Consider the following 25213-nt stretch of genomic DNA (forward strand, 5'->3'; position numbering starts at 1 on the left):
CGGCGCTATGTTCTCGGATCGGGTAGAGCTGGGAGTGATTGCGGGACGCGTGGTGGGCAGGTTCCTGTGATGATCCGCCGGGAGAGGCGAGGCCGCAGGCGGGCTCCGCGGGCGGGCCGGTTTCGCGTACGGTACGCGAGCCCGCATCCCGCTGATTGATGATTGACACGGCCGACAGGCCCCGATAGGAGACGTTCATGCCGCAGACTCCCGAGGAAGAATCACTGGGCTCGCTCGTCGCCCAGGCGACCGATCACATCTCGACCCTGGTCCGTTCGGAGATCGAGCTGGCCAAGGCCGAGTTCAGGTTCGACGCCAAGCGGGTCGGCATGGCCGGGGGCATGTTCGCCGCCGCCGCTTTCATGGCGCACCTGTGCCTGATTCTCCTCTCGTTCACGATCGCGTTCGTGATCGCCGAGTGGCTGCCGACGTGGGCCGCCTTCCTCATCGTCACCGTCTTCTACCTGCTCGTGGCGGGCTTGCTGGTCTTCATCGGAGCCCGCAGGCTGAAGGGCCTGACCAAGATGAAGCGGACGACGCGGTCGCTGAAAGGGCTCAAGGAGATCTCCCATCCGGACGAGCCGTCGCTCCCGCTGGACGACAGACCCGTCCCAGTCAAGAGGCCGGTGACGAGTGATGGCACCTGACGAGGCCGTCGTCCGGATCGAGGGGCCGTGGACGCACCGCGCCGTGCACGCGGGCGGCACCCGGTTCCACGTCGTGGAGGCCGGCGACGGGCCGCTGGTGCTGCTTCTCCACGGGTTCCCGCAGTTCTGGTGGACCTGGCGCCACCAGCTCGCCTCGCTGCCCGCGGCGGGCTACCGAGCGGTCGCGGTCGACCTGCGCGGCTACGGCGGCAGCGACAAGCCGCCGCGCGGCTACGACCTGCCGACACTGGCCGCCGACGCGGTCGGGCTGATCAAGGCGCTGGGTGAGACCGGAGCGATCGTGGTCGGCCACGACTGGGGCGGGCTGCTGGCCTGGACGATGGCGGTGCTCGACCCGAAGTGCGTGCACCGGCTGGTCGCCGTGTCGGCCCCGCATCCGTTGCGGCTGCGCAGCGCGCTGCTGACCGACCCGTTCGGCCAGCTCAGGGCGAGCCGCCGGGCGTTCGGCTTCCAGCTCCCGCTGCTGCCGGAGCACCGGCTCACCCGCCGGGGCGGCGCGCTCGTGGGCAGGCTGCTCGACGAGTGGTCCGGGCCCGGCTGGCCGGACGCGGAGACGGCGCGCACCTACCGGGAGGCGTTCTCGATCCCGGCGGTGTCCCACTGCGCGCTGGAGTACCACCGGTGGTTCGGCCGCTCGCAGCTGCGCCCCGATGGCCTCCGCTACGCCAGGATCATGCGGACCGAGGTCGAGGCGCCGTCCCTGCAGCTGCACGGGGCGCTGGACCGGCTCACGCTGCCGCGCACCGCCCAGGGCTCGGGCCGCTACGTCGCCGCCCCGTACCGGTGGCGGCTGTTCGAGGGGGCGGGCCACTTCCCGCACGAGGAGATTCCCGACGTGTTCGACACGGAGCTGCTCGGCTGGCTCGCCGACCCGGAGCCGGACCGATGAGAGACCGAGATCCGGAGGGGCGCCCGCGCAACGCCCGGCCGCGTGACGCGTTCGGCCGGCCGCTGCCGTACGGCTCGGAGGGGACCCCGAGGGTGCCCGACGACTACGCGCCCACCACGGGGCAGGCGCTCGCCGACGGCCGCCTGTTCCTGGCCGAGGGCCTGCCGTTCAACGCGCACGAGGTGTTCGAGGGGCGCTGGAAGTGCGCCCCCGAGGAGGAGCGCGAGCTGTGGCAGGGCCTGGCGCAGATCTGCGTGGGCCTGACCCATCTGCAGCGTGGCAACGGGCGCGGCGCGCTGACGCTGCTCGCCCGGGGCGCGGCCCGGGTCCAGGCGTACGGGGACCCGTACGACGCGGTGGGCAGGGTGGCGTCCGGGCTGCACGACGACAGCGACGCCGGCGAGGCGGTCGAGCAGATCCTGACCGTGCTGCCGGAGCCGCACGACCTGGGCTGAGCGCGGCTCAGTCGCATTCCTGGGTGTCGGCCGGGCTGGTGTCGTTCCTTCCCTGCTCGGCGTCCGGACGGACCTCGTCGGCCGTCAGCGCGTAGCCGGTCTCCTCCTGGCTCACCGCGGCTGCGAAGATCACCCCGTACACGCGGCCGTCGACGGTGAGCAGCGGGCCGCCGGAGTTGCCCGGCAGCACCACGCCGCGGATCGCGTAGACGGAGCGGGTGACGTTGGTGTCGCGGTAGATGTCGGGGCTCTCGGCGTTGTTGATGCGGCTGCGGATGCGGGCCGGCTCGGCGGTGAAGCCCTGGCCCTTCGGGAAGCCGGCGATGATCGCGTTGTCGCCCTTCTCGGCCTCGCCGTCGAAGGCGAGCGCCGGCAGGTTGAGCCCCGGGACGCGGAGGACGGCGATGTCGCGGCGCGGGTTGTAGCGGACCACCGTGGCGGCGTGCCGCCTGCCGGCGTGGTCGACGATCTGCAGGTCGCGGGTCACCCCGGCGACGACGTGCGCGTTGGTCATGATGCGGTCGCGTGCGTAGACGAAACCGGTGCCCTCGATGTGCTTGTTGCAGCTCTCGGCGTTGCCCTGCACCTTCACGATGGCCCGGGTGGCCCGCTCCAGCCTGGCGCCCTTGAGTATGCTGCGCGGGGCCGGGTCGACGTCCACGAGCTGGCCCGCGCCGATCGCGTCGAAGACCGGCGGGAACTCGGAGCGGTCGATGAACTTCTTGAACGGCTGCTGCCAGTTGCGCGCCGCCTGCGGGATGGCCTGGTCGACGGTGGTGAGCAGCAGCGACCCCTTGACCTGGTCGACCAGCGGGGTGAACGAGGTCGACACGATCAGCGAGCCGATCAGCCACGCGATCACCAGGACCGACAGCGCGCTGGCGAACGTGCCCCCGACCGCGTCGGCCACCTTGGCCGGCTCCCACGTGACGTGCGAGCGCACCACGGCGCCGATCGTCGAGGAGGCGAACTGCCCGATCGTCGCCGCCAGGAAGACGACCACGATGGCGAGGAGCGCCTGCGGCGTGTCGCCGTCGACGACGGCGCGGGCGATCGGCGGCGCGATGAACACTCCCAGGACGGCCCCGCCCACGAACCCGACGAAGCTCATCACCCCGATGATGAAGCCCTGCCGGTATCCCGAGATCCCAAAAGCGATCACGAGGCCGATCAATATGAGGTCAAGCAGATCACCGCGCACGCTTCAAAGCTAACCAGGGAGTGGGTCAAGTGTGCATGTCTTCGGCCAGGACCGCCCGCGAGTCGCGGCCGTCCGCGGCCCGGGGAGCTCTCAGGAAGCGGCCGGGGCGGGTGGCGTCAGCCGCGGGCCGGCGTTGAGCACCTCGGGCGGGATCTCCTCGATCCGGCCGCGGTCCCACGGCTGTTCCAGCCCGCCGTCGCGGAGCAGCCCGTCGAGCACCGCCGCGGTGAACCCCCATACGAGCATCCCGCGTACCCGGAAGGCGGGTCCGGCCAGGTCGGCCCGCCAGCGGAGCATGAGGCGGTTGGCCGGGTCGGTCAGCTCGCCCACCGGCACCCGTTCGACCGAGTCGACCTCGTCGGGCGAGGCGGCGTGCACCGCCGAGGGGTCGTGCCACCAGCCGAGCACGGGGGTGACGCGGTTGTCGCTGTGGGAGAGGTACAGCTCGGGCATGGTGCCGAGCACGGTGACGCCGCGCGGGTTCAGCCCGGTCTCCTCCTCGGCCTCGCGCAACGCCGCGCCGACCGGGCCGTCGTCGCCGGGGTCGACGCCGCCGCCGGGGAACGCCGGCTGGCCGGGATGCCGGCGCCCGCGCAGGCTGCGCTGGATGAGCAGCACGTCGGTGCCGTAGGGGCCGTCACCGAACAGGGCCAGCACCGCGGCCTTGCGGCCGCCTCGGGCGGGCGGGCGCAGCCGGGCGGGCACGGGGGTCGTGGGAGCGTTCGCGGCGAGTCGGTCGAGCCAGTGGGGCACCTCGGTCACGACTTCTCCAACACCGCGGGGATCACGGAGCTTCCCCTCAGGAGAAGGGTCCGGAACGCACCAGCTTGCGCGCCTCCTCGGCGGCGGTCGGGCCGGTGCCGTACGAGGGGCAGAGCGCCGCCAGGGGGCAGACGCCGCAGGCGGGTCTGCGGGCGTGGCAGATGCGGCGGCCGTGCCAGATCACCCGGTGGGAGAAAACGGTCCACTCCCGCTTGGGGATGAGCTCGCCGACGACCAGTTCGATCTTGACCGGGTCGGTCTCCCCGGTCCACCCGAAGCGTCGCACCAGCCGCTGGAAGTGGGTGTCGACGGTCAGCCCCGGCACCCCGAAGGCGTTGCCGAGCACGACGTTGGCGGTCTTGCGGCCCACGCCGGGCAGCGTGACCAGGTCGTCCATCCTGCGCGGCACCTCGCCGCCGAACCGGTCGCGCAGGCCGGTGGCCAGCCCGATGAGCGAGCGGGTCTTCGCCCGGAAGAACCCGGTCGGCTTGATGATGGCCTCCAGGTCCTCGGGGTCGGCGGCGGCCATGTCGTCGGGCGTCGGGTACTTGGCGAACAGCGCCGGCGTGGTCAGGTTGACCCGCACGTCGGTGGTCTGCGCCGACAGCACGGTGGCGACCAGGAGCTCGAACGAGTTGGTGAAGTCGAGCTCGCAGTGGGCGTCGGGGTAGGTCTCCGCGAGGATCCGGTTCATCTTCCTGGCCCGCCGCACCAGCCCCAGCCGCGTCTCCGGCTTGCGTCCGCGGGCGCCCGCCACGTTCGTCGCCATGCCGCAAGGGTACGGCCACGCGCGCGCTCACCGGACCCGATCCTTTGCGCCCTCCTCTGCCCCCCTTGGCGTGCCGGAGGGGAAGCACCCGGCTTTCAGGCGACTGAACGCCATTTATCGGTTCATGTGCCGGACTGCGGGGGTTACTGCGGGGGATGAGTAAGCATGTTGACGGTTTTGTTCATACACTTCGGCAGGAGGATCGCACGGCTCGTCGTGGGGGGACCATCTCGAGCTCGCAGGCGGTTCGGCCGGCTTGAGCGACACACGGGACGAGCTGCTCCCCAGGTGCGCCGCCCGGAGTGGTGTGCGTCACAATGGCAGCAGAGGAGGCAGAGTGAACACCGAAGACGTGCTGGGCAAGGCCCCCCTGTTCGCCGCGCTCGACCGGGAGAGCGCCGCGGCGCTCAGGACGAGCATCACCGAGGTCCAGCTGTCCAAAGGGCAGACCGTCTTCCACGAGAACGAGACCGGCGACCGGCTCTACGTGGTCCTCGAAGGCAAGGTGAAGCTCTCCCGCACCTCCCCCGACGGCCGGGAGAACGTCCTCAGCGTGCTGGGGCCGAGCGAGATGTTCGGCGAGCTGTCCCTGTTCGACCCCCGGCCGCGCACCGCCACCGCGACCGCCCTGACCGAGGCGCGCCTGGCCGGGCTGGGCCACGACGACCTGCGTCCCTGGCTGACCGGCCGCCCCGAGGTGGCGCTCCACCTGCTGCGGGCCCTCGCCCAGCGGCTGCGCCGCACCAACGACGTGCTGGCCGACCTGGTGTTCACCGACGTGCCCGGCCGGGTGGCCAAACAGCTGCTCGACCTGGCCGAGCGGTTCGGCACCAAGACCGACGACGGCATCCGCGTCCACCACGATCTCACCCAGGAGGAGCTGGCCCAGCTCGTCGGCGCGTCCCGCGAGACGGTCAACAAGGCCCTGGCCGACTTCGCGCAGCGCGGCTGGCTGCGCATCGAGGCCAAGGCCGTGGTCATCCTCGACCACGACCGGCTCTACAACCGCTCCAGATAGTCCAGCTGGGCCCGCACCGACACCTCGGCCGCGGGCCAGAGCGACCTGTCGACGTCCGCGTACACGATGTGGACGATCTCCCGCGGCGTGCGCGCGCCCTGCCGGCGCGCCTCCCTGATCTGGTCGAGGCGCTCGCGCCGGTGCGCGATATAGCCGTCGAGCGCGCCGATCGGGTCGGGCAGCACCGGGCCGTGGCCCGGCAGCAGGGCCCGCGCCTCCAGGCTCTCCGCCGCCGCCCTGAGCCGGTCCAGGCTGCGCAGGTAGTCGGCCAGGCCGCCGTCCTGCGCGATGATCGTGGTGCCCCGGCCGAGCACGGTGTCGCCGGTCAGCATGGCCCGGTCGTCGGGGAGCCAGAAGCAGAGCGAGTCCGCCGAGTGGCCGGGCGTGCCGTACACGTGGATCTCCAGCCCGTCCACGACGACCACGTCGCCGTCGGCGAGCCCCTCGTCGCCCAGCCGGTGGCGCGGGTCCAGGGCCCGCACCGGCGCGCCGGTCAGCTCGGCGAACCGCCGGGCGCCGCCGCTGTGGTCGGCGTGCCCGTGGGTGAGCAGGATCCGCGTCACCCTGCGCTCCCCCAGGTGGTCGCGGACCCGGAGCAGGTGGGCCTCGTCGTCGGGCCCCGGGTCGACCACGACGACCTCCCTGCCGCCGATCACCCACGTGTTGGTGCCGTCGAGCGTCATGGCCGACGGGTTGGGCGCGAGGAGGTTCTCGGCATGCGCGGTGCGCGAGCCGTCGGGCGTGTCGAGCGGGATGTGCAGGCCGCTCACGCCGACTCCAGCCGGAACTCGCCGTCGACCTCGACGACCCTCGGCAGCACGGTGACGATCTCCCGCTCCTCGCCCAGCACCGACTCCACGCTGTCGTGGCGGGCCAGCTCGCTCAGCGTGCGGTACGTGGGAGGCATCAGGAAGATCTCCCCGGCGTCCGCCATGGCCAGGGCCTCGGCCGGGCGGCGCCACTCGACCTGGTCGGCCTCGCCGCCCACGTCGCGGGTGCGCTGCCCCTCGGGCAGCACGGCGACGAAGAAGCGGGTGTCGTAGCGCCGGGTCTCGGCCTCCGGCGTGATCCAGTGGGCCCACGGCTTGAGCAGGTCGGAGCGGAGCACCAGGCCTCTCTTGGCGAGGAAGTCGGCGAAGGCGAGGCTCCTGTCGATCAGGGCCAGCCGGTCGGCCTCCCAGTCGTCGCCCCGGGTGTCGGCGACCACGGAGCCGGGCCCCGGCCCGGCGAGCAGCACCCCCGACTCCTCGAACGTCTCGCGCACGGCCGCGCACACCAGGCCCCTGGCCGTCGCCTCGTCCGCGCGGAAGACCCGCCCCCACTCGGCGGGCGACGGCCCCGCCCACGCCACGGCCTGGTCGGTGTCGCGCGGGTCGACCGACCCGCCGGGGAAGACGTACGCGCCGGCGGCGAAGGCCATGGTGGCCTTGCGCCGCAGCAGGTAGACCCGGATGCCGCCGCCCCGGCCCGCGCGGAAGAGCGCCACGGTGGCGGCGTCCCGCGCGGGGGCCGGGGCGACACGCCCGGACAGCACGTCTCTGATGTGCTCGGCGTGTTCCCGAGAGAACCGAAGACCAGCCACGATGACCTCCAACTAGAACATCACTCGGTCATAGTGACATATCCGGCTTTCAGGACACCTCGGCGATGAGCTCCACCTCGACCGGGACGTTCAGCGGCAGCGAGGCCACCCCGACGGCGCTGCGCGCGTGCTTGCCCGCCTCGCCGAACACCTCGCCCAGCAGCTCGCTGGCGCCGTTGGCGACCTGCGGCTGCCCCGTGAAATCGGGCGCGCTGGCCACGAAGACCACGACCTTGACGATCCGCTTGACCTGGGCCAGCTCACCCACCTCGGCCTTCAGCGCCGCCACCGCGTTCAGCGCGCAGACCCGCGCCGCCGCCTGCCCCTCCTCGACGCCGACCTCGGCGCCGAGCTTGCCGGTGACCTGCACCTCGCCCTTCACCACGGGCACCTGACCCGAGGTGTAGACCAGGTTCCCGGTGCGCACCGTCGGCACGTACGCGGCCAGCGGCGCCACCACCTCGGGCAGTTCCAGCCCGAGATCCGCGATCTTCTGCTCAGGTGTCACTGCTTCTCCCGCTTGAAGTAGGCGACCAGTTGCTCGGGCGTGGCGCCCTGGACGATCTGGACCAGCTCCCAGCCGTCGGCGCCGAAGTTGTCCAGGATCATCTTCGTGTTGTGTATGAGCACTGGAGCCGTGAGGTACTCCCATTTCTTCATGGACATCAGCGTAGTGTGAGCAATCTCCGGGACTCTCGTGGGCTGACGGCAAGTAACCGTTCGGTAGCCTCGAATCGTGGACTCTGGGGACACGGATTGGGACGGTGTGCGACTCCACGTCGTCACCGGCAAGGGCGGCACCGGAAAGACGACGGTGGCCGCCGCGCTGGCGCTCGCGCTCGCCTCGGGCGGCCGCAAGGTGCTGCTCGTCGAGGTCGAGGGCCGCCAGGGCATCGCGCAGATCTTCGACCTGCCGCCGCTGCCGTACGAGGAGCGCCGCATCGCCGTGGCCCCCGACGGCGGCGACGTGTACGCGCTGGCCGTCGACCCCGAAGAGGCCATGCTCGAATACCTGGAGATGTTCTACGGCATGCGCAGGGCGGGCCGGGCGCTGACCAAGATGGGAGTGCTCGACTTCGCCACCACGATCGCCCCGGGCTTCCGCGACGTGCTGGTCACCGGCAAGACCACCGAGGCCGTGCGCAGGCGGGCCAAGAACGGCAAGCGCGTCTACGACGCCGTGGTCCTCGACGCGCCGCCGACCGGCCGCATCACGCGCTTCCTGAACGTCACCGAAGAGGTCGCCGGCCTGGCCAAGGTCGGCCCCATCAAGAACCACTCCGACCTCGTACGAGGCGTCGTCAAGAGCCCGGAGACGGCGGTGCACTTCGTGACGCTGCTGGAGGAGATGCCCGTCCAGGAGACGCTCGACGGCCTCGCCGAGCTCCGCACGGCGGGCCTGCCACCGGGCGGCGTGTTCATCAACATGGTGCGCGCGCCGCTGCTCCCCCAGCCCGTGCTCGACCAGGCGGTCAAGGGCCGCTTCGACTCCGCGGAGCTGGTCGCCGGCCTGGAGGCCGCCGGCCTCGCCTCGGGAGGCGACGCCAAGGCCCTGGCCGAGGCGCTCAGCGAGGAGCTCGTCGAGCACGCCCGCCGCGCCGAGCTCGAACGCGACGAGCGCCGCACCCTCGACGCCGCCTCACGGCCGAGCTACGAGCTGCCGTTCCTGGCCGACGGGGTCGATCTCGCGGGCCTGTACGAGCTGGCCGAGAGCATCCGCACCCAGGGAGCAGCGTGAGAAAGCCCGCCACCCTCGACATCGACGCCATCCTCGACGACCGCGGCACCCGCATCATCGTCTGCTGCGGCTCCGGCGGCGTCGGCAAGACCACCACCGCCGCCGCGCTCGGCCTGCGCGCCGCCGAACGCGGCAGGTGCGCCGTGGTGCTCACGGTGGACCCCGCCAGGCGCCTGGCCCAGTCGATGGGCCTCACCGAGCTCGACAACACCCCGCGCCGCGTCGTCGAGTGCGAGAGCGGCGGCCAGCTCTACGCGATGATGCTCGACATGAAGCGCACGTTCGACGAGATCATCGAGGCGCACGCCGACCCCGAACGGGCCCGCCAGATCCTGTCGAACCCCTTCTACCAGTCGCTGTCGTCGAGCTTCGCCGGCACCCAGGAGTACATGGCCATGGAGAAGCTCGGCCAGCTCCGCCGCTCCGACGAGTGGGACCTGATCATCGTCGACACCCCGCCGTCACGCTCCGCCCTCGACTTCCTCGACGCGCCCGAGCGACTCGGCCGCTTCCTCGACGGACGGTTCATCCGGCTGCTCACCGCCCCGGCCAAGGCCGGAGGGCGCAGCGCCTTCCGGCTCTTCAACGCCGGGTTCGGGCTGGTCGCGGGCGCGCTGAACAAACTGCTCGGCGCCCAGGTGATCAAGGATCTGCAGACGTTCGTGTCGGCGCTCGACGCGGTCTTCGGCGGCTTCAGGCAACGCGCCGACCTGACGTACAAGCTGCTCCAGGCGCCGGGCACGGCCTTCCTCGTGGTCGCCACGCCGGAGCGCGACGCCATGCGGGAGGCGTCCTACTTCGTCGAGCGGCTGGCCGAGGAGCGGATGCCCCTCGCCGGCCTCGTGGTCAACCGGGTCCACGAGTCGCCGGCCGCGTCGCTCTCGGGAGTCCGGAGCGCCGCGGCCGCCGAGGACCTGGAGTCCCGGGGCGAGCATGAGCTGACCGCCGCCGTGCTGCGGCTGCACACCGGCAGGATGCAGCTCACCGCTCGCGAACACCGGGAACAGGACCACTTCGTCAGCGCGCACCCGACCGTGCCGGTCGCCCAGGTCGCCGCGATGTCCGACGACGTGCACGACCTGGCCGGCCTGCGCCGGGTGGGCGAGCTCATGGCGAAGAGCTAGCCGCGAGCCCGCCACCGCTCCTCACCGTGAGGGCGAGTGCTCCGCACAAGAGCGCGGCCGGCCTCACGGCCGGCCGCACCTCGCCCAGACCGATCAGCCGGCGATCAGCTCGTTGGTCCGCTCGTACTCTTCTTTCGCCGACTCGAGCAGCTCTCGCCAGGAGTCGACATCGGGTCGCCGCCGCAGCAGCGCTCGCCGTTCGCGCTCGGTCATACCGCCCCACACCCCGAACTCGATGCGGTTGTCCAGCGCATCGGCGAGGCATTCGGTACGGACCGGGCATCCTCGGCAGATCAGCTTCGCCCTGTTCTGCGCAGCCCCTTGGACGAACAGCGCGTCCGGGTCCGCACCACGACAGGCGGCACGGGAGGTCCAATCCGTGATCCACATTTTTCGACCCCACTCCCCTTAGGTGGTCAGTCGTCATTTGGGGCCGACGGGCGCGGGCGCCGAGCCTCCGTATTCAATTGCCGCAGAGAGAACGTACGCAAGGAGACCTTCGGGCCGACAGACCCCAGAGGACCAAATTCTCGCTGGACTGTTGACCGGGAATGACTAGTCACCCCAGCCAGTCAAGGCGAAATGGTGTCGTGTTACCGTTAGCGACACGCTTTCGACGTAGGCTTGGGACCGTGCAAGCTCAGGGCAAAGATCGTTCATCGCCGATACTCAACGTCATCAAGTTGACGGTGGCCGGCATGGCCGCAGGCGTGCTCGCAGCCGCCGTGGCCCTGCCCGCCGTCGGCGGAGCGGGCGTCTCGGCCAAGTCGGCCGTCGGCGCCCTCGACCTCAAGCCCGAAGAGCTCACGGAGCCGCCGCTCTCCGAGCGCACGAAACTCGTCGACGCCGACGGCAAGCAGATCGCGCAGTTCTACTTCGAGAACCGCCAGTCGGTCAGCCTCGACAAGGTCGCCCCGATCATGCAGAAGGCCCTGATCGCGATCGAGGACTTCCGTTTCTACAAGCACGGGCCCATCGACATCGAGGGCACCGCCCGCGCTCTGATCAAGAACCTTACCACCGGCGGGGTCACCCAGGGCGGTTCTTCCATCACCCAGCAGTACGTCAAGCAGGTGCTGGTCAACGCCGCCGAGACCGACGAGGAACGCGCCGCGGCGACCGCCACGACGGTCTCCCGCAAGCTCAACGAGCTGCGCCACGCCATGGCGATCGAGCAGAAGTACACCAAGAACCAGATCCTCGAGCGCTACCTCAACATCGCCTACTTCGGCGCGGGCGCCCACGGCATCCAGGCCGCCGCCCGGCGCTTCTTCGACAAGCCCGCCAGCGAGCTCACCCTCGCCGAGTCCGCCACCCTCGCCGGCGCGGTCCAGAACCCCGCGAGGACCGACCCCAACGTCGGCCCCAAGTCCAGGGCCCTGCTGCTGGAACGGCGCAACGTCGTGCTCGACCGCATGTACGAGGTCGGCGTGATCACCCGCGCGGAGGCCGACGAGGCCAAGCAGAAGAAGCTCGGCTGGAAAGACGTCGAGATGCCCGGCGGCTGCGAAGAGAGCAAATATCCCTACTTCTGCCTCTACGTGCAGAACGAGATCCTGCTCAACGAGGACTTCGGCAAGACCGCCGAGGAGCGGCTCAAGCTCCTCCAGCGCGGCGGCCTGACCATCAAGACCACGATCGACCCGAAGATGCAGAAGGCCGCCGAGAAGGCCATCAAGAAGTACGTGAGCCCCAAGGACAAGCCGGTGGCCGCGCAGGCGATGATCGTGCCGGGCACCGGCGAGATCAAGGCCATGGCCGCCTCCCGCACCTTCGGCAACTCCAAGAAGAAGAACGAGATGTCCTACAACCTGGTCGCCGACGCCGCGCACGGCGGCGGCCGGGGCTTCCAGCAGGGCTCCACCGCCAAGGTCTACACGCTGACCACGGCGCTGGCCGAGGGCATGAAGTTCGGCGACGGCTTCCCCTCCCCCGACGGCTACCGCGCCTCCGGCTACAGCACGTTCAAGGACTGCAAGGGCAACGGCGTCGGCGACCCGTCCCACACCGTCAACAACTCCAGCGAGGGCGGCGGCGGCTTCAAGACGCTGGAGAGCGGCACCTGGGGCTCGGTCAACACGTTCTTCATGAAGCTGCAGCAGGACGTCGGCCTCTGCGACACGGTCAAGACCGCGAAGAAGATGGGCCTCAAGCGGGCCGACGGCGGGAAGATCGGCGAGTTCGAGACCTTCACCCTCGGCATCAACGAGGTCGACCCGGTGACGGTCGCCAACACCTACGCCACCCTCGGCGCCCGCGGCAAGCACTGCAAGCCGCTCGCCATCACCGAGGTCAAGGACCGCAACGGCAAGGTCACCCGGTTCAAGCCCAAGTGCGAGCAGGTCCTGGACGAGGAGGTCGCCGACGCCGTCAGCGCCATCCTGTCCGGCGTGTTCACCAAGGGCACGATGAGCGGGGTCGGCGGCATCGGCCGCGACGCCGCCGGCAAGACCGGCACCACCGACAACTACACCGCCGCCTGGTTCGCCGGCTACACGCCCAACCTGTCCTCGGCGGTCAGCATCGGCGACCCGCGCGGCGCCTTCAGCCACAACCTGATCGGCGTGACCATCGGCGGCCGCTACTACTCGTACGTGTACGGCGCGTCGATCTCCGGCCCGATCTGGAAGGAATCGATGATCGCCGCGCTCAAGGGCGTGGAGGCGGCCAAGTTCCACCCGGTCGACCAGGCCCGCTTCGGTGGCTGCAGCGACAAGTGCGCGCCCAAGCCGAAGGAGAAGGACCCCCGCGACCGCGACTTCGACGACCTGCGCGACCTGTTCGACCCGGACCGGGGCGACCGCGGTGACCGGGGCGGCCGTGGACGCGGCGGCGACGTCGCCGACCGTGACTGGGGCAACTGGAACGAGACGGGCCTGGTGCCGGCCGAATGACGGCCGGCCCCGGCTGAGGGCGACCGCTCAGGAAGCCAGCCTGGCGCGCACCGCGGCGGCCACCCGGCCGCCCTCCGCCCGCCCGGCGACCTTCGGGTTGACCACCTTCATCACCTGGCCCATCGCCTGCGGCCCCGAGGCGCCCGTCTCGGCGATGGCCTCCTCCACCAGTCGGCCCAGCTCCTCGTCGGACAGCTGGGCGGGGAGGTACTCCTCCAGGACCGCCTGCTCGTCGAGCTCCGCCTGAGCCTGCTCGGCGCGCCCGGCGTTGCCGAACGCCTCCGCCGCCTCCCGACGCTTCTTCGCCTCCCGGGTCAGCACCTTGATGATCTCCGCGTCGGAGAGCTCCCTCGCCTCCTTGCCGGCGACCTCCTCGACGTTCACCGCCGCCAGAGCCATCCGGATGGTCCGCAGCCGGACCTCGTCCCGGTTCTTCATGGAGGCCGTGAGATCGGCCTTCAGCTTGTCCTTCAATCCGCTCATGGGGTCCATCTTGCCGCGTGAGAGGACACCCCCGTACCGGATGTCAGGCATCATGAGAACGTGAGGAAAGCAGTCGCAGTGCCGCTGTCAGTGCTCGGGCTCGGCGTCGCCGGCGTGGCGTACGCGTCCGTCGTGGAGCGCAACTCCTTCCGGTTGCGCCGTTTCGACGTGCCGGTCCTGGCGCCGGGCCAACGTCCCGTACGCATCTTGCACCTGTCCGACCTGCACCTGACCCCGCGCCGCACCATGTTGATCAACTGGGTGCGCTCGCTGGGCGGGCTGGAGCCCGACCTGGTGGTCAACACCGGCGACTCCATCGCCCACCCCGACGCCGTCCCGTCGCTGCTGCACGCCCTGGAGCCGCTGCTGCGCCGCCCCGGCCTGTTCGTGTACGGGTCCAACGACCTCTACGCGCCGCAGCCCAAGAACCCTCTGCGCTACCTCTGGCGCACCTCACGCAACGAGCGCCGCCAGCACACCCCGTCGCTCCCCTGGGAAGAGCTGGGCGCCGGCATGGCCGCGGAGGGCTGGCTCGACATGAACAACACCACCGCCCGCGTCAAGGTCGGCGACCTCGACGTGGCCGTGGCCGGCATCCACGACTCCCACATCTCCCGCGACCGCTACGACCTCGTGGCCGGCCCCGCCCCCGCCGACGCCGACCTCCGCCTCGGCGTCATGCACTCCCCCGAGCCCCGCAACATGACCCGCTTCGCCGACGACGGCTACCAGCTCCTCCTCGCCGGCCACACCCACGGCGGCCAGCTCTGCATCCCGTTCTACGGCGCCCTGGTCACCAACTGCGGCATCGACAGGAAGCGCGTCAAGGGCCTCAGCCGCCACGACAGCGCCTGGCTGCACGTCTCCGCCGGCCTCGGCACCTCCCCGTACGCCCCGGCCCGCTTCGCCTGCTTCCCGGAGGCGTCCCTGCTCACCCTCGTGCCCCGGCGCTGAGACACACCCGAGTGGTCACAAGCACCCCCGAAGTCGGCTAGACTTTCCACGCACGTGCAGGACGGCGTGCACCGGGGTGTAGCGCAGCTTGGCAGCGCGCTTCGTTCGGGACGAAGAGGTCGTGGGTTCAAATCCCGCCACCCCGACAGTAGTAGCCGCAGGTAGAGAAGGCCGCTTCCGGAGATCGGAAGCGGCCTCTTCCGTCTTCTGCGTGACTACGGTGCTCACGCGCCCTAGATGAGCATGGGGACATCACGCGGAGTGGGTCACCGATCAGATCCGCATTCCGCTCGCAAGTCGAGGATCTCTTGCGGTGGCGCGCCCTGGCCCGAGTGGGCCGTTGGGTCGGGCATGGCGAACTCATGGGCCTGGGCGGCGAAAGGCCACCTCCCGGCGGGAAGTGGCCTTCGGGGGAAGAGCGGCGGTCAGGCTCGGGCGGTCACCAGGGTCACCGCGGTCTCCGAGTGGACGCCGGTCTCATCGGTGCAGTGCGCCAGATTCGCGCGTACGGCGGCCGTGAGGTCGGCGCGACGCGAACCGATGTACGGTCTGACCGCGGAGAAGTCGAACAGGCAGCAGATCGCGTCAGGCCCCCCGGGAAGGGTGGCCGGTAGCGTCCATTCGCGGAGTTCGACGTCGACGAAACCGGCCTCCTTCGCCAGCGCGGCGACCTCGGTCCCGGGCAGGGACCACGGTTCCTCGAAGAGGTCCGCCTTGTCGGGGCCGAGGACGGTGGCGACGGCGTCGTGCAGGGCACGGAAGAGGGGGTTGCGGTGCAGCGGCTGCCACGTGGCGATGGCGATCCGGGCCCCGGGGCGGGCGGCCCGCCGCATCTCGGCCAGCGCCGCACCGCGATCGGGAACGAACTGCAGGACCTGCTGCATGGTGATCAGGTCGAACGCTTGGTCGGAGACGTGCATCGGGGCGGCACCGCATTCGACGTACTGGATGGGGGCGCCGTCGAGGGCGGGCGATTCAGCGGCGAGGGCGAGCATGGCGGGGTTGAGGTCGGTGCCGACCACGGCGCCGGTGGGGCCGATTGCCTGGGCCAGCACCCGGGCGACGGTGCCGGGGCCGGTGCCGATGTCGAGCGCCTTGGTGCCGGGGGCCGGCGCCAGCGCCTCGACCATGTACTCCGCCCACGGCTGGAAGATCGACGGGAGCAGGATGTCCTGGTACGGCCGTACCAGGCTGACATCGAAGGAGGTGTCCGCGGTCACGGCGCCCCGGGACCTCGTAGCCGTTTCGAGGGTCTCGGCGAGGATGTCGACTTCGTCGGGGGAGTTGTACAGGTAGAACGAGGCCCGGATCGCGGCGGGGACGCCGAATCGGCTGCACGCGAGCTGCGCGCAGTGGTTGCCGGACCGGACGGCGATGCCCGCCTCGTCCAGACTCGCGCGCATGCGCTGGAGCGGGATGCTGTCCACCACGAACGACAGGAGCGGCAGCCGGTTCGCGGTGTCGGTCGGGCCGATGAAGCGGATGCCGGGAACGTCGCCGAGCCGGTCCAGGGCGTACTCGATCAGGGCCTGGTCATGGGCGGCTATCGCGTCCATGCCGATGTTGCTCAGGAAGTCGCAGGCGGCGCCAAGGCCGACGGCCTGCGCGACCGGGGGTGTGCCGGCCTCGAACTTGAGCGGGGGCGCGGCGTAGTGCATGGCGTCCACCGCGACGTGCTCGATCATCTCGCCGCCGCCGAGGAAGGGCGGGAGCTTTTCCAGCAGTTCGTACCTGCCCCATAGGGCGCCGATTCCGGTGGGGCCGCACATCTTGTGGCCGGAGAACGTGACGAAGTCGGCGCCCAGCGCGGTGACGTCGATGCCGAGGTGCGGGACCGACTGTGCCGCGTCGACAACCATCAGGGCGCCGACCTCGTGCGCGCGGGCGGCGATCGTTGCGATCGGGTTCACCGTGCCCAGGATGTTCGACGCGTGCACGACCGCCACGACCTTGGTCCGCTCGTTGAGCTTCTCGTTCAGGTCGGAGAGGTCCAGACGGCCGTCGTCGGTGATGCCGAGATATCTGACCTTCGCACCCACCCGCTCTGCCAGCAGCCGCCAGGGGATCAGGTTGGAGTGGTGCTCCATCTCGGTCAGGACGATCTCGTCGCCGGGACCGACGCGGAGCCGTCCGTCCGCCCAGATGAACGAGTTGGCCAGCAGGTTGACGGCCTCGGTCGCGTTCTTGGTGAACACGATCTCTTCGGCTCGCGGTGCGCGCACGAACGCGGCGATCTTGCTTCGCGCCCCTTCGTACAGGTCGGTCGCCTGTACGGCCAGCCGGTACACGCCACGGTGCACATTCGCATTGGTGCGGATGTAGTAGTGGTTCAACGCGCTCAGGACGACGGCGGGTTTCTGCGTGGTGGCGGCGCTGTCGAGGTACACGGGTGGGCGGGAACCGTCAAGGGCGGTTTCGAAGAACGGGAATTCCTTCCGAATCGACTCGACGTCGATCGCCATCGTGGTCTCCTCCTGCCGAATGGTGTAGCGGCAGTGTCGGCGGAGCCCGACCGGCTAGATCCAACTGGAGTTGCGTCATGGCCGACTCTTCAGCGTAACCCACATCTCAGGAAGGTGGAGCGGCAAGGAGTTGCCGTCATTTCCGGCCACCGAGGGCCTCGAATTCCTCACTTAATGTGGCGGCATGGTCGGCGATTTCTTGGTTGACGGCGCGCGGATCATGGCCAGGCGCCGTTCGCGCGGCCTTACCCGGAGAATCCTGGCCGACCTGGTCGGCTGCAGCGAGGAATGGCTCCGCCTGGTCGAGAACGGGGTGAAACCCCTGGATCGGCTGTCGACCATCATGCGGATCGCCGAAGTGCTCCAGGTCGAGGATCTCTCCGAGTTCGTCGGCGGCCGGACGAAACTCCCGCCCGCCCGCGACCACGGCGAATCCGACGAGGTCGGGAACGCGCTGCTGCTGCCCGGCCGGTTCACCGGCGAGGCGACCGAGAGCGTGCTGCGGGTGCAGCACCACGTGAGGACGGCGTGGGAGATCTGGCAGCGCTCGCCCCACCGCTACACCGAGACGCGGCGCCGCCTGCCGCCGCTGCTGTCGATGGCCGACCTGTCGGCCAGGGTCGCCACCGGCGCGGACCGGGAAGCCGGTACGGCCGGCCTCACCCAGGTGTACCGGCTGTTCGCGGCGCTGCTGCGAAGCTGCGGCCAGCACGCGCTGGCCCTGGTCGCCGCCGATCGCGCGGTGGCCTCCTCGGCGGGTTCGGCGATCACGAAGGCTGAGGTGGCGGGCGTGCTCGTCTCGCTCGGCCGGTACGCCGACGCGCACTGGCTGTGCCTGGCCGTGATCGACGAGCGGCCCGAGTCGCTGGAGGTCACCGGGCTCTGCTATCTGACGGCCGCGCTCGCCGCCGCCGAGGAGAACGACGTGCTGCGAACCGAGGAGCTGCTGAACCGCGCCCGTAGGATCGGCGACCGGCTGGGCCCGGAGTTCGCGCTGGAGGTGGACCTGCACAGAGTCGCGGTCGCGGTCCGGCTGGGCCGGTACGCGCAGGCGATCCGCCTCGCGGCGGGCCTCGACGCCGACCGCCTCCCCGACAAGGACCGCCAGGCGCGGCACCTGCTGGCCGTGGCCACCGCGCACGCGATGGACGGCGACTCGAGCGCGGCCATGGCGCTGTTGTGGCGGATCGTCGCGGGCTGCCCGGAGGAACTGCGATTCAACGCGGACGCCGGACCGGTGCTGGCCCGGCTGCGGGCGATGGACTGCGAGTCGACCCGGGGGGCGCTTCGGCAGATGACCCGGATCACCGCTTGATTCAGCAACGTCGCGGGCCACCGAGTTCGCGGCGCGTCATGGCTGAGCGCCACTGGCTTCCCTCCAGGGTGTACGTCAGGGTGTGACGCAGCTGGTATTGCTCGGCATCCGGACTGCCGGGCGTCGTACGGGCGTAGAACAACATGGTGTGCTCGGTCAGCTTGACCGTCGCGGTCTTGCAACGCCTCCCGCGGTAAGCATTCCCGCGCGTGTTGGGTGGCCGTGGAACCCCTGGTGTGGCCGTCCGCGACTTCGATCGATCCCGCCGAGGACAAGGACGGCCCAGTCCGCCGACTGGGCCGTCCTCTTCACCGCATCGTGCCGACGATCACCACTCGAACGGTCCCGCAGGCTTCTGCCATGGCGGGTCAACCGCCCAGCTGCCCTGCGGATTATCGTGCCTCGTCACTCCTCTGCCCCATTTACGGACCTGGTAGCCGATGTGGCGCTCGAAGCAGGCTGGATTGTTCGCGCCGTTCTCGTCGTAATAGGCGATCACATCCGGAGGGCCCGCGCCTTCCGGGTCGACGACGATCGCCGGACTGTAGGGATCGCCCCACAGATCGCAGATAATGAAGTGATTCCGGTTTGGCGCATCATTGCACCACGTGACCTTTCCGGTCACCCTGTTGTCGGAATTTAGCAGATTCATCCAGCCGGTGCAGTTCGCGTTGACCGAGACCTCGCCCTGCTGGTATTCGTAGGTGTGCTCTGGAGCGCTGGTCGTGCTGTGTGCGGCTGCGGGCGCGACTGTGATGCCCAGCAGTACCACCAGTGGTAGTACGAGGGCGCTGATGATGCGCCGTCTGGCCGTGGAATTCGACAAGCTGGTCAAGCCTCCTCCTGCCATTCGGTATGACGTGATGGATATCGTCAGCATCTTCAGTAGCAGCGACCACTGCCAGGTCGGGATCCGGTCACTCGCCGGACATCGCATATCGCCTTTCTCCGGGAGCGTTGGCGGTCATCCCTGGGTATTTTGATCACGCAAATCCGGCGACCGGCCGTCGATGGCTGTTAGACACAGGGGACCCGAACAACTGGAGACAACGAGACGGCCTATATGCGAGCTGCATCGCCAGAACAGATCAGTACGGGTTGCCGGCGGCGCACGGGTTCGATGAAGCCTTCTTCGGGGGCTCTGGGAGGAACAGGCCGATCCCGACGACCGGCCGTCAGGGTTCCGGGATTCGGGACCCGGGGTGCTGGGCCGCCTCCATCCGATGGCGGAGGGTGTCGTACACCGGGGGGCCGTGCAGCGCCGTCGCGCTCAGCAGCGCGCCGGCCGCGGCGACGATCATGGGCACGACGAGGGCGGTCGTGGCCGTCATTTCGACGATCAGGACGACGCCGGTGAAAGGCGCGCGGACGACCGCCGCGAAGAACGTGGACATGCCGACGATGGCCGCGGCGGTCAGGGAGATGCCGAGTGCCGGGAAAAACTCCTGCAGCGGCCAGGCGAACAGCGCGCCGGCGGCGGCTCCGACGGCCAGCAGCGGGGCGAAGAGGCCGCCGGGCGTGCTCACCGAGTAGCACAGCGGGCCGAGGAGCCAGCGGACGAGGAGGATCAGGGCGAGGTAGCCCAGCGTCACCTGCTCGTTGAGGATCTCCTGGTTCAGCACGTCGCCGCCGCCGATCAGCTCGGGGGCCGCGAGACCGAGCAGGCCGACCATGCCGCCCACGATGGCCGCTTTCGCCTCCGGAACCAGGCGTGGCACCGCGTCCGCGACATTCAGCAGGAAGATCACGAGTTTGTTGTAGGCCACTCCCGCCGCGCCCAGCAGGAGCCCCAGAACGGCATATACCGGAAGTGACACCATCGACGGCGCGCTGACCGGCGCCGGAAGCGAGAAGATGGGCTCGGTGCCGAGAAGCAGCCACGAAACGGCCACCGCCGAGGAGACCGCGACGAACGTCGCCAGCGCCAGCCGGAGGCGGAACGCCCGCGCGACCTCCTCGAACACGAACAGCGCGCCACCCATCGGCGCGCCGAACGCCACCGCCAAGCCCGCTCCCGCGGCCCCTGCGGAGATCGTCCGTACGTCGTGGGAGCTCGCACCGAAACGGTGCCCGGCGTCGGTGCCGAACGCCGCCCCCATCTGTACCGTGGGACCCTCCCTGCCGAGCGCCATGCCCGCACCCAGCGACAGGAGCCCACCGACGAACTTGGCGGCGACCAACCTGATACCGACCGGGGCGATCTCCTCCCGCAGCTCGGCCTCGACGCGCTGGACGCCGCTGCCCGCGGCCTGCGGCACCCAGCGGACGATGTGGCGGGCGAGGGCCACCGCTGCCGCCGCGCCGAGGACGGCCACGGCCCATCGCCATGAGGGGTCGAGGCGGACCCAGGCGAGCAACCGGTCGCGGTGGTCGTCGGCCGCGGCCAGGAGCCACCGGAAGAGCCCGCCGACGAGACCGATGGCGCAGCCGCCGGCGAGGGCCGCGGCGCTGATGCGGCAGAGGTCTTTGACGCTTGGCCAGCCGCGCGCGTCGTCGGATCGGCCCACCGGAATTCTCCTCACACTCAGGTCTCGGCGGCCAGGCCGGCGCCCATAGTGAACTTCCCCAAAAGTCGCTTACCGTCCCCGCCTCTTTACGTATTGTTGATGAATCGCGTGAGGCTGGCGGGTCTATGCCAGGTACGTGGCCGTCACCTGAGAGCGGGCGTGGCAAGGGATCCGGAGCGCCGGCGCCATCAGCGCGGCCAGATCGTGGAACGTCACATTGCCCTATCCCCGGGTGCAACCCCATTCATTCCCAGTTGCGGCTATCATCGCCATATGGCGATAGAACAAGACGGCGGCCGGTGTGTCAGTGCCGACAGTCACCGGGGGCATCTCCCCGGCGGCGGCGCTGTTTCACTCCCTGGCGGATGAGACGCGTCTGCGCATCGTGCAACGACTCACGCGCGGCGAGGCCCGCGTGGTGGACCTGACCACCCAGCTGGGCCTGGCCCAGTCCACCGTGTCCAAGCATCTGGCCTGCCTGCGCGACTGCGGCCTGGTCGACTACCGCGCCGAAGGCCGCCAGTCCTTCTACGCGCTGACCCGGCCCGAGCTGATGGACCTGCTGGCCTCCGCCGAGCACCTGCTGACCGTTACCGGCCATGCGGTGGTCCTGTGCCCCGATGACGACGATCAGCCGGCCGCCCCGGCCCGCGACTCCAGCGGCCGGACAGCCGAGCTCGACCACACAGCGGTGCCGTGACCACGGTGGATCTGGTCACGCCCGCTCGGCGGACCTCGCTGCGGCGCCGGATCCGGCTCCTGGTGGCGGCGACCATCACCTACAACGTGATCGAAGCGGTCGTGGCCATCACCGCCGGCAGCATCGCCTCCTCGGCCGCGCTGATCGGGTTCGGGCTCGACTCCGTGGTCGAGGTCGCGTCCGCCGCCGCGGTGGCCTGGCAGTTCTCCGCCGCCGACCCCGAACGCCGCGAGAAGGCCGCGCTGCGCGTCATCGCGATCTCCTTCTTCGCGCTGGCCGCCTACGTCGCCTTCGACGCGGTACGCGCGCTGTTCGGCGCCGGTGAAGCCGAACACTCCACCGCCGGCCTGATCCTGGCCGGGCTGTCGCTCGTGATCATGCCGTTCCTGTCCTACGTGCAGCGTCGCGCCGGCCGCGAACTCGGCTCCGCCTCCGCGGTGGCCGACTCCAAGCAGACCTTGCTGTGTACGTACCTGTCCGGCGTACTGCTGGTCGGCCTGGCTCTCAACAGCCTGTTCGGATGGTCCTGGGCGGATCCGATCGCCGCTCTGGTCATCGCCGGCGTCGCGGTCAAGGAGGGCCGCGAAGCGTGGCGCGGCGACGCCTGCTGCGCCGCGAACCCGCCGGCCACGACCATGGATCCGGCCCCGACGTCCTGCGCCGGAGACTGCCGCACGGGCGGGGGCGAGCACGGCGCTGCATGAGACGCCGGCCGATGCCTGGCGCCGTTCGAACCGCCTACCGGGCCGAGATGCTCCGCCGCCGACACCAGCAGTAAGGGAACCGGTGGCGTCAGGGCGTGGCGCGTGGTTCGCCGGCTCCGGTCAGGCGGGTCAGGGCGGCGAGGCCGTCGTCGGTGCCCGGCCAATGCCGGCGGAGCGCCTGCGAGCCGGCGCGGCGGACCACCGAGCGCAGGACCAGGGCGACGATGATGACGTCGTCGGCCTGGCCCAGCACGGGGATGAAGTCGGGCACCAGGTCCAGGGGCAGGGCCAGGTAGGCGAGCAGGAGCGCGAGCCGTACGCGCACGCCGCGCGGCAGGTCGGGGTCGGCGGCCAGGCGGCGGATCAGGCGCAGCACGTCCGGCAGGAGCCGGAGCGCCTCGCGCAGGAGGTTGCCTCGGGGACGGATGATCACCAGGGTTCCGATCAGCGCCAGCCAGGCGACCAGGAGGGCGGCCACGGTCCCGATCAGCAGATCCCATCCCCAGGATCCGGTCATGTCTGCTCGCTTTCCCGTATATCGGGGCACGGTGAGGGCCGACGGAGAGCCGTCCGCCTCGCACAACGGGACCTCGTGCGGCGTTTCTTCCCCGGCCACGCCGACTGCGACGTCCTGGACGCCCGGCGTCGCAGAGCGCGGGATCTGGGGGAATCGCTCGTTGGTTTATCTGGAGTCCTACGCGCCTGACGGGTTCCACACCCTGACGGTGTTGGCGCTGCTCGTGGTCGCCGTGGTGAAGGCCGCGCTGCTGTGGCTGATCCTGCGCGCCCCCGCACCGGGCCGGCTGGATCGTCGGGAGAAGGCACTGCGCCGGCTGCTGTATCTGGCGGTGGCGTACACCGTGGTGCTGTGGTTGCCGATCGTGCTGCTCCCCGCCGTGGTCGACGCGGCGTTCCAGCTCGTGTTGTGGACCGCGATGGACGTCCTCTACCTGCTCGTCATCCGCTGGCGGTCCCCCATGCTGCGCACAGCGGCTGGTCGATGGACTGCTACGACCGGCCCGCGTTCGGCGACCTGAAACCCGCGGAACGCGACGCCGCGTTCCTCTGCCGGGCGCGCAGCGGCGACGGCGGGGTTCCGCCCATGTTCCCGGACAACCTGTCAGACCAGGAGGTTCTCGCGTACGGGCGGGCGCTGTGCCATGCGAAGGACCGCGACGAGCAGGAGGCGATCCTGACGCGGGCCGGGAGCGAGCGGCCCGCGGGGGGCGCGGACCCGTGGGACCTCGTCTACGTCTGCCCGGAGATCGTCGGGGCGACCCATCCCGACCTGCTGCGATCGACCAAGCAGTCGGAGGCGGCGAACGACGCCTACGTCGCCGAGCAGAACGCGAGGTGCCGCGACCCGTGGCCCCGGACGAAGGGGGTCGTCCAGGCCACGGCCACCTACTTCCTGTTCGTCGACGGCGACGCCGGCTATCTGGTCCACGACCCTGCGGACGAAGCGGCCGGGGAGGCGGCCGGACAGGCGACGGAGAGGGTGTACGAAAGCAGCGCCGGCATCGGGGTTGCCCGCAGCGCGGCGCTCATCGGGCACGTCGAGGACGTCGTCGACCTCTGCCTCACCGTGAAGGCCCTGCGCACCGCGCCGCCGCGGCGGACGGCCGGTTGGGATCAGGTCACCGAGGTGCCGATCGTCAGCCCCACCGGCCGGCTCACCGTGCCGGAGATGGACGACGGCGAGGTGGGCGCGGGCGCGCCGATGCCGAACCTGGCGATCGAGGGGAAGGGCCGATACCGGCTCCGGGTCTACGTGCGGGTCCGCGATGCGGGGGAGGAACACCTGGTGGTCGTGTTCCCGGGCACGTCGAGGAAGACGCTCAGGCTGAAGCGGTGACCGGCAGGCTCCGACGCCGAGGAGGTCTGGGCTGAGAGCAGCTCGCCGTCCCCTTCTGACCCGTACCGAGCCCCGGACGAGACGGGCATCAGGTCACCCGGGCGCGTTCTGTCCCGCCATCCCGAAGGGCCTGATCGCTGGAGACAGCGATCAGGCCCTTGGTCGTTCGTCAGTGCGGTGTCAGCGCCCTGAAGCTTTCCCCGGCCTCAGCGCGACGGAACCGGCGAGCACTTGCTCAGCGTCACCCGGAGGGACTTCAGTGTCGTGGAGACCCCGGTGTGGATGCCGGCCTCCGGCCCCAGCCCGTCCCCGTACACCGCGTAGTAATCCACGAAACTCGAGGTGCTGCTCGGGGAGAGCACATCGATCGCGTGGTCGGTGTCCGTGTACGACACGTTCTCGGACGTCGTGACGGGTCCCCCGGAGCTGTGGGTGACCGCGATGATCTCCGAGCCGTCGGCCGGAGCCGTGTAGAGGGTGTAGAGGCGGCTGCCGCTCGCCTGGGTGAAGTCGGACTTGGTCTCCCTCGCGGACATGTTGGCGAGCACTTCCACCCGAGTGGCCCTGCCCGAGGTGTCGAGCCCCTTGCGCAGCGACGTGGTGATGGCGACCTGAGGACCGTTGGCGTTGAAGTCGCGGTCCGCGCCGTTGTTGGTATGGGGCGGGATGAACTTGGCCAGCTCCTGCGCGGGCAGGACGACCGGGGTTATCGTGCACGACTGGACGGTCACGGTCCTCGACGCGAGCGTGCGATGGACGGTGATGTTGTCAGGTGTGCGGTAGAAACCGCGCAGCTCGAACGTTCTGGTCTGGTTCAGCTGCACCACGGTCGAGTCCTGTGCCCGGACCGGTGTGGTGTCGAGCCGCTGCCCGAACGTGCCGGGGCAGTCCTCCGGCGTGGCGGTGACCGTGACGTTCCAGCTCAGCGTCGTGTTCTGGCCCGGACTGACGAGCGTGGGATTGGCGGCCAGCGTGCCCTGCATGCGCTGCGCGCACGCGTCGGCGTCGTCGGCGTGCGCGGCGGCGCCCCCGGACACCAGCGCGACGGCCATGACAGCGAACGAGAGGACGCCGGCGTACGTTCGTGAAAGCCACCCTCTGTGGCGAGGGCCTGGTCTGATACTGCTGTTGCG

The 25213-nt window shown here is 70.3% G+C and carries 28 protein-coding genes and 1 tRNA gene; 14 read left to right on the forward strand and 15 right to left on the reverse strand.

The window, feature by feature from the left end; genetic code table 11:
• A partial coding sequence (locus OUY22_RS09280) for a hypothetical protein (RefSeq protein ID WP_270154422.1) occupies window positions 1-199 on the reverse strand: 199 nt, incomplete at its 3' end.
• Between OUY22_RS09280 and OUY22_RS09285 the strand changes: the two genes are divergently transcribed.
• Genes OUY22_RS09285 through OUY22_RS09295 form a run of 3 tightly spaced genes read left to right on the forward strand, consistent with a single transcriptional unit; the run spans window position 198 to window position 2012 of the window.
• A complete protein-coding gene (locus OUY22_RS09285) occupies window positions 198-647 on the forward strand; it encodes a phage holin family protein (RefSeq protein ID WP_270154423.1) in 450 nt (149 codons plus the stop codon). The genes OUY22_RS09280 and OUY22_RS09285 overlap by 2 nt on opposite strands.
• Entirely contained in the window at window positions 637-1557 is a 921-nt protein-coding gene (locus OUY22_RS09290) for an alpha/beta fold hydrolase (protein ID WP_270154424.1), read from the forward strand. The genes OUY22_RS09285 and OUY22_RS09290 overlap by 11 nt, the downstream gene beginning before the upstream one ends.
• Window positions 1554-2012, forward strand: coding sequence for a DUF309 domain-containing protein (locus OUY22_RS09295; RefSeq protein ID WP_270154425.1), 459 nt, complete (start codon window positions 1554-1556; stop codon window positions 2010-2012). The genes OUY22_RS09290 and OUY22_RS09295 overlap by 4 nt, the downstream gene beginning before the upstream one ends.
• A gap of 7 nt (window positions 2013-2019) precedes the next feature.
• Here OUY22_RS09295 and OUY22_RS09300 read toward each other — a convergent pair whose 3' ends face one another.
• The 3 genes from OUY22_RS09300 to nth form a co-directional block, all read right to left on the reverse strand.
• A complete protein-coding gene (locus OUY22_RS09300; RefSeq protein WP_270154426.1) occupies window positions 2020-3213 on the reverse strand; it encodes a MarP family serine protease in 1194 nt (397 codons plus the stop codon).
• 90 nt (window positions 3214-3303) lie between these two features.
• A complete protein-coding gene (locus tag OUY22_RS09305; protein ID WP_270154427.1) occupies window positions 3304-3975 on the reverse strand; it encodes an NUDIX hydrolase in 672 nt (223 codons plus the stop codon).
• Between the two features lie 37 nt (window positions 3976-4012).
• Window positions 4013-4744 carry an endonuclease III gene (gene nth, locus OUY22_RS09310; RefSeq protein WP_270154428.1) on the reverse strand — a complete coding sequence of 244 codons (732 nt, stop codon included), beginning with the start codon at window positions 4742-4744 and terminating at the stop codon, window positions 4013-4015.
• Between the two features lie 337 nt (window positions 4745-5081).
• On the opposite strand from nth, the gene OUY22_RS09315 reads away from it, so the two are divergent.
• A complete protein-coding gene (locus OUY22_RS09315; protein ID WP_270154429.1) occupies window positions 5082-5762 on the forward strand; it encodes a Crp/Fnr family transcriptional regulator in 681 nt (226 codons plus the stop codon).
• On the opposite strand, the gene OUY22_RS09320 is transcribed toward OUY22_RS09315, so the two are convergent.
• Genes OUY22_RS09320 through OUY22_RS09335 form a run of 4 tightly spaced genes read right to left on the reverse strand, consistent with a single transcriptional unit; the run spans window position 5744 to window position 8004 of the window.
• Window positions 5744-6532: an MBL fold metallo-hydrolase gene (locus OUY22_RS09320; protein WP_270154430.1), complete on the reverse strand. Its 789-nt coding sequence runs from the start codon at window positions 6530-6532 to the stop codon at window positions 5744-5746. The genes OUY22_RS09315 and OUY22_RS09320 overlap by 19 nt on opposite strands.
• A complete protein-coding gene (locus OUY22_RS09325) occupies window positions 6529-7344 on the reverse strand; it encodes an NUDIX hydrolase (protein WP_270154431.1) in 816 nt (271 codons plus the stop codon). The genes OUY22_RS09320 and OUY22_RS09325 overlap by 4 nt, the downstream gene beginning before the upstream one ends.
• Window positions 7345-7393: 49 nt before the next feature.
• Window positions 7394-7852 (reverse strand): RidA family protein, encoded by a 459-nt coding sequence (locus OUY22_RS09330; protein WP_270154432.1) that lies wholly within the window; start codon window positions 7850-7852, stop codon window positions 7394-7396.
• Window positions 7849-8004, reverse strand: coding sequence for a DUF4177 domain-containing protein (locus OUY22_RS09335; protein ID WP_148438127.1), 156 nt, complete (start codon window positions 8002-8004; stop codon window positions 7849-7851). Before OUY22_RS09335 ends, OUY22_RS09330 begins: the two co-directional genes overlap by 4 nt.
• 106 nt (window positions 8005-8110) lie before the next feature.
• Here OUY22_RS09335 and OUY22_RS09340 point away from each other — a divergent pair, with 106 nt between their 5' ends.
• Window positions 8111-9082, forward strand: coding sequence for an ArsA-related P-loop ATPase (locus tag OUY22_RS09340; protein WP_270154433.1), 972 nt, complete (start codon window positions 8111-8113; stop codon window positions 9080-9082).
• The gene (locus OUY22_RS09345) at window positions 9079-10206 is read left to right on the forward strand and encodes an ArsA family ATPase (protein ID WP_270154434.1); all 1128 of its coding nucleotides are present in this window, start codon (window positions 9079-9081) and stop codon (window positions 10204-10206) included. The genes OUY22_RS09340 and OUY22_RS09345 overlap by 4 nt, the downstream gene beginning before the upstream one ends.
• Window positions 10207-10299: 93 nt before the next feature.
• On the opposite strand, the gene OUY22_RS09350 is transcribed toward OUY22_RS09345, so the two are convergent.
• The gene (locus OUY22_RS09350) at window positions 10300-10596 is read right to left on the reverse strand and encodes a WhiB family transcriptional regulator (protein WP_148036282.1); all 297 of its coding nucleotides are present in this window, start codon (window positions 10594-10596) and stop codon (window positions 10300-10302) included.
• A gap of 308 nt (window positions 10597-10904) precedes the next feature.
• Here OUY22_RS09350 and OUY22_RS09355 point away from each other — a divergent pair, with 308 nt between their 5' ends.
• Window positions 10905-13100, forward strand: a complete 2196-nt coding sequence (locus tag OUY22_RS09355) for a transglycosylase domain-containing protein (protein WP_270154435.1) — start codon at window positions 10905-10907, stop codon at window positions 13098-13100.
• Window positions 13101-13127: 27 nt separating this feature from the next.
• Here OUY22_RS09355 and OUY22_RS09360 read toward each other — a convergent pair whose 3' ends face one another.
• Window positions 13128-13583 carry a GatB/YqeY domain-containing protein gene (locus tag OUY22_RS09360; RefSeq protein ID WP_270154436.1) on the reverse strand — a complete coding sequence of 152 codons (456 nt, stop codon included), beginning with the start codon at window positions 13581-13583 and terminating at the stop codon, window positions 13128-13130.
• Between the two features lie 60 nt (window positions 13584-13643).
• Between OUY22_RS09360 and OUY22_RS09365 the strand changes: the two genes are divergently transcribed.
• Window positions 13644-14537, forward strand: coding sequence for a metallophosphoesterase (locus OUY22_RS09365; protein ID WP_270154437.1), 894 nt, complete (start codon window positions 13644-13646; stop codon window positions 14535-14537).
• Window positions 14538-14609: 72 nt separating this feature from the next.
• A tRNA-Pro gene (locus OUY22_RS09370) sits at window positions 14610-14683 on the forward strand.
• A gap of 279 nt (window positions 14684-14962) precedes the next feature.
• On the opposite strand, the gene OUY22_RS36750 is transcribed toward OUY22_RS09370, so the two are convergent.
• Complete coding sequence (locus OUY22_RS36750) at window positions 14963-16999, reverse strand: SufS family cysteine desulfurase (RefSeq protein ID WP_333486642.1); 2037 nt, start codon at window positions 16997-16999, stop codon at window positions 14963-14965.
• 184 nt (window positions 17000-17183) lie between these two features.
• On the opposite strand from OUY22_RS36750, the gene OUY22_RS09385 reads away from it, so the two are divergent.
• Window positions 17184-18314, forward strand: coding sequence for a helix-turn-helix domain-containing protein (locus OUY22_RS09385; protein ID WP_270154438.1), 1131 nt, complete (start codon window positions 17184-17186; stop codon window positions 18312-18314).
• A gap of 328 nt (window positions 18315-18642) precedes the next feature.
• On the opposite strand, the gene OUY22_RS09390 is transcribed toward OUY22_RS09385, so the two are convergent.
• Window positions 18643-19149 (reverse strand): hypothetical protein, encoded by a 507-nt coding sequence (locus tag OUY22_RS09390; protein ID WP_270154439.1) that lies wholly within the window; start codon window positions 19147-19149, stop codon window positions 18643-18645.
• Window positions 19150-19489: 340 nt separating this feature from the next.
• On the reverse strand, window positions 19490-20821 hold the full coding sequence (locus tag OUY22_RS09395) for a chloride channel protein (protein ID WP_270154440.1): 1332 nt from the start codon (window positions 20819-20821) through the stop codon (window positions 19490-19492).
• 307 nt (window positions 20822-21128) lie between these two features.
• On the opposite strand from OUY22_RS09395, the gene OUY22_RS09400 reads away from it, so the two are divergent.
• Window positions 21129-21521, forward strand: coding sequence for an ArsR/SmtB family transcription factor (locus OUY22_RS09400; protein WP_270154441.1), 393 nt, complete (start codon window positions 21129-21131; stop codon window positions 21519-21521).
• On the forward strand, window positions 21518-22225 hold the full coding sequence (locus OUY22_RS09405) for a cation diffusion facilitator family transporter (protein WP_270154442.1): 708 nt from the start codon (window positions 21518-21520) through the stop codon (window positions 22223-22225). Before OUY22_RS09400 ends, OUY22_RS09405 begins: the two co-directional genes overlap by 4 nt.
• A gap of 88 nt (window positions 22226-22313) precedes the next feature.
• Here OUY22_RS09405 and OUY22_RS09410 read toward each other — a convergent pair whose 3' ends face one another.
• Window positions 22314-22742: a YkvA family protein gene (locus tag OUY22_RS09410; protein WP_270154443.1), complete on the reverse strand. Its 429-nt coding sequence runs from the start codon at window positions 22740-22742 to the stop codon at window positions 22314-22316.
• A gap of 160 nt (window positions 22743-22902) precedes the next feature.
• Between OUY22_RS09410 and OUY22_RS09415 the strand changes: the two genes are divergently transcribed.
• Together OUY22_RS09415 and OUY22_RS09420 are read left to right on the forward strand one after the other, a co-directional pair.
• Complete coding sequence (locus OUY22_RS09415; protein ID WP_270154444.1) at window positions 22903-23262, forward strand: hypothetical protein; 360 nt, start codon at window positions 22903-22905, stop codon at window positions 23260-23262.
• Complete coding sequence (locus OUY22_RS09420; protein WP_270154445.1) at window positions 23226-24080, forward strand: hypothetical protein; 855 nt, start codon at window positions 23226-23228, stop codon at window positions 24078-24080. Before OUY22_RS09415 ends, OUY22_RS09420 begins: the two co-directional genes overlap by 37 nt.
• Window positions 24081-24286: 206 nt before the next feature.
• Here OUY22_RS09420 and OUY22_RS09425 read toward each other — a convergent pair whose 3' ends face one another.
• Window positions 24287-25132 (reverse strand): hypothetical protein, encoded by an 846-nt coding sequence (locus OUY22_RS09425; RefSeq protein WP_270154446.1) that lies wholly within the window; start codon window positions 25130-25132, stop codon window positions 24287-24289.
• Between the last annotated feature and the right edge of the window lie 81 nt (window positions 25133-25213).

Origin of the sequence: Nonomuraea corallina (assembly GCF_027620315.1) — a bacterium.
Lineage (GTDB): Bacteria > Actinomycetota > Actinomycetes > Streptosporangiales > Streptosporangiaceae > Nonomuraea > Nonomuraea corallina.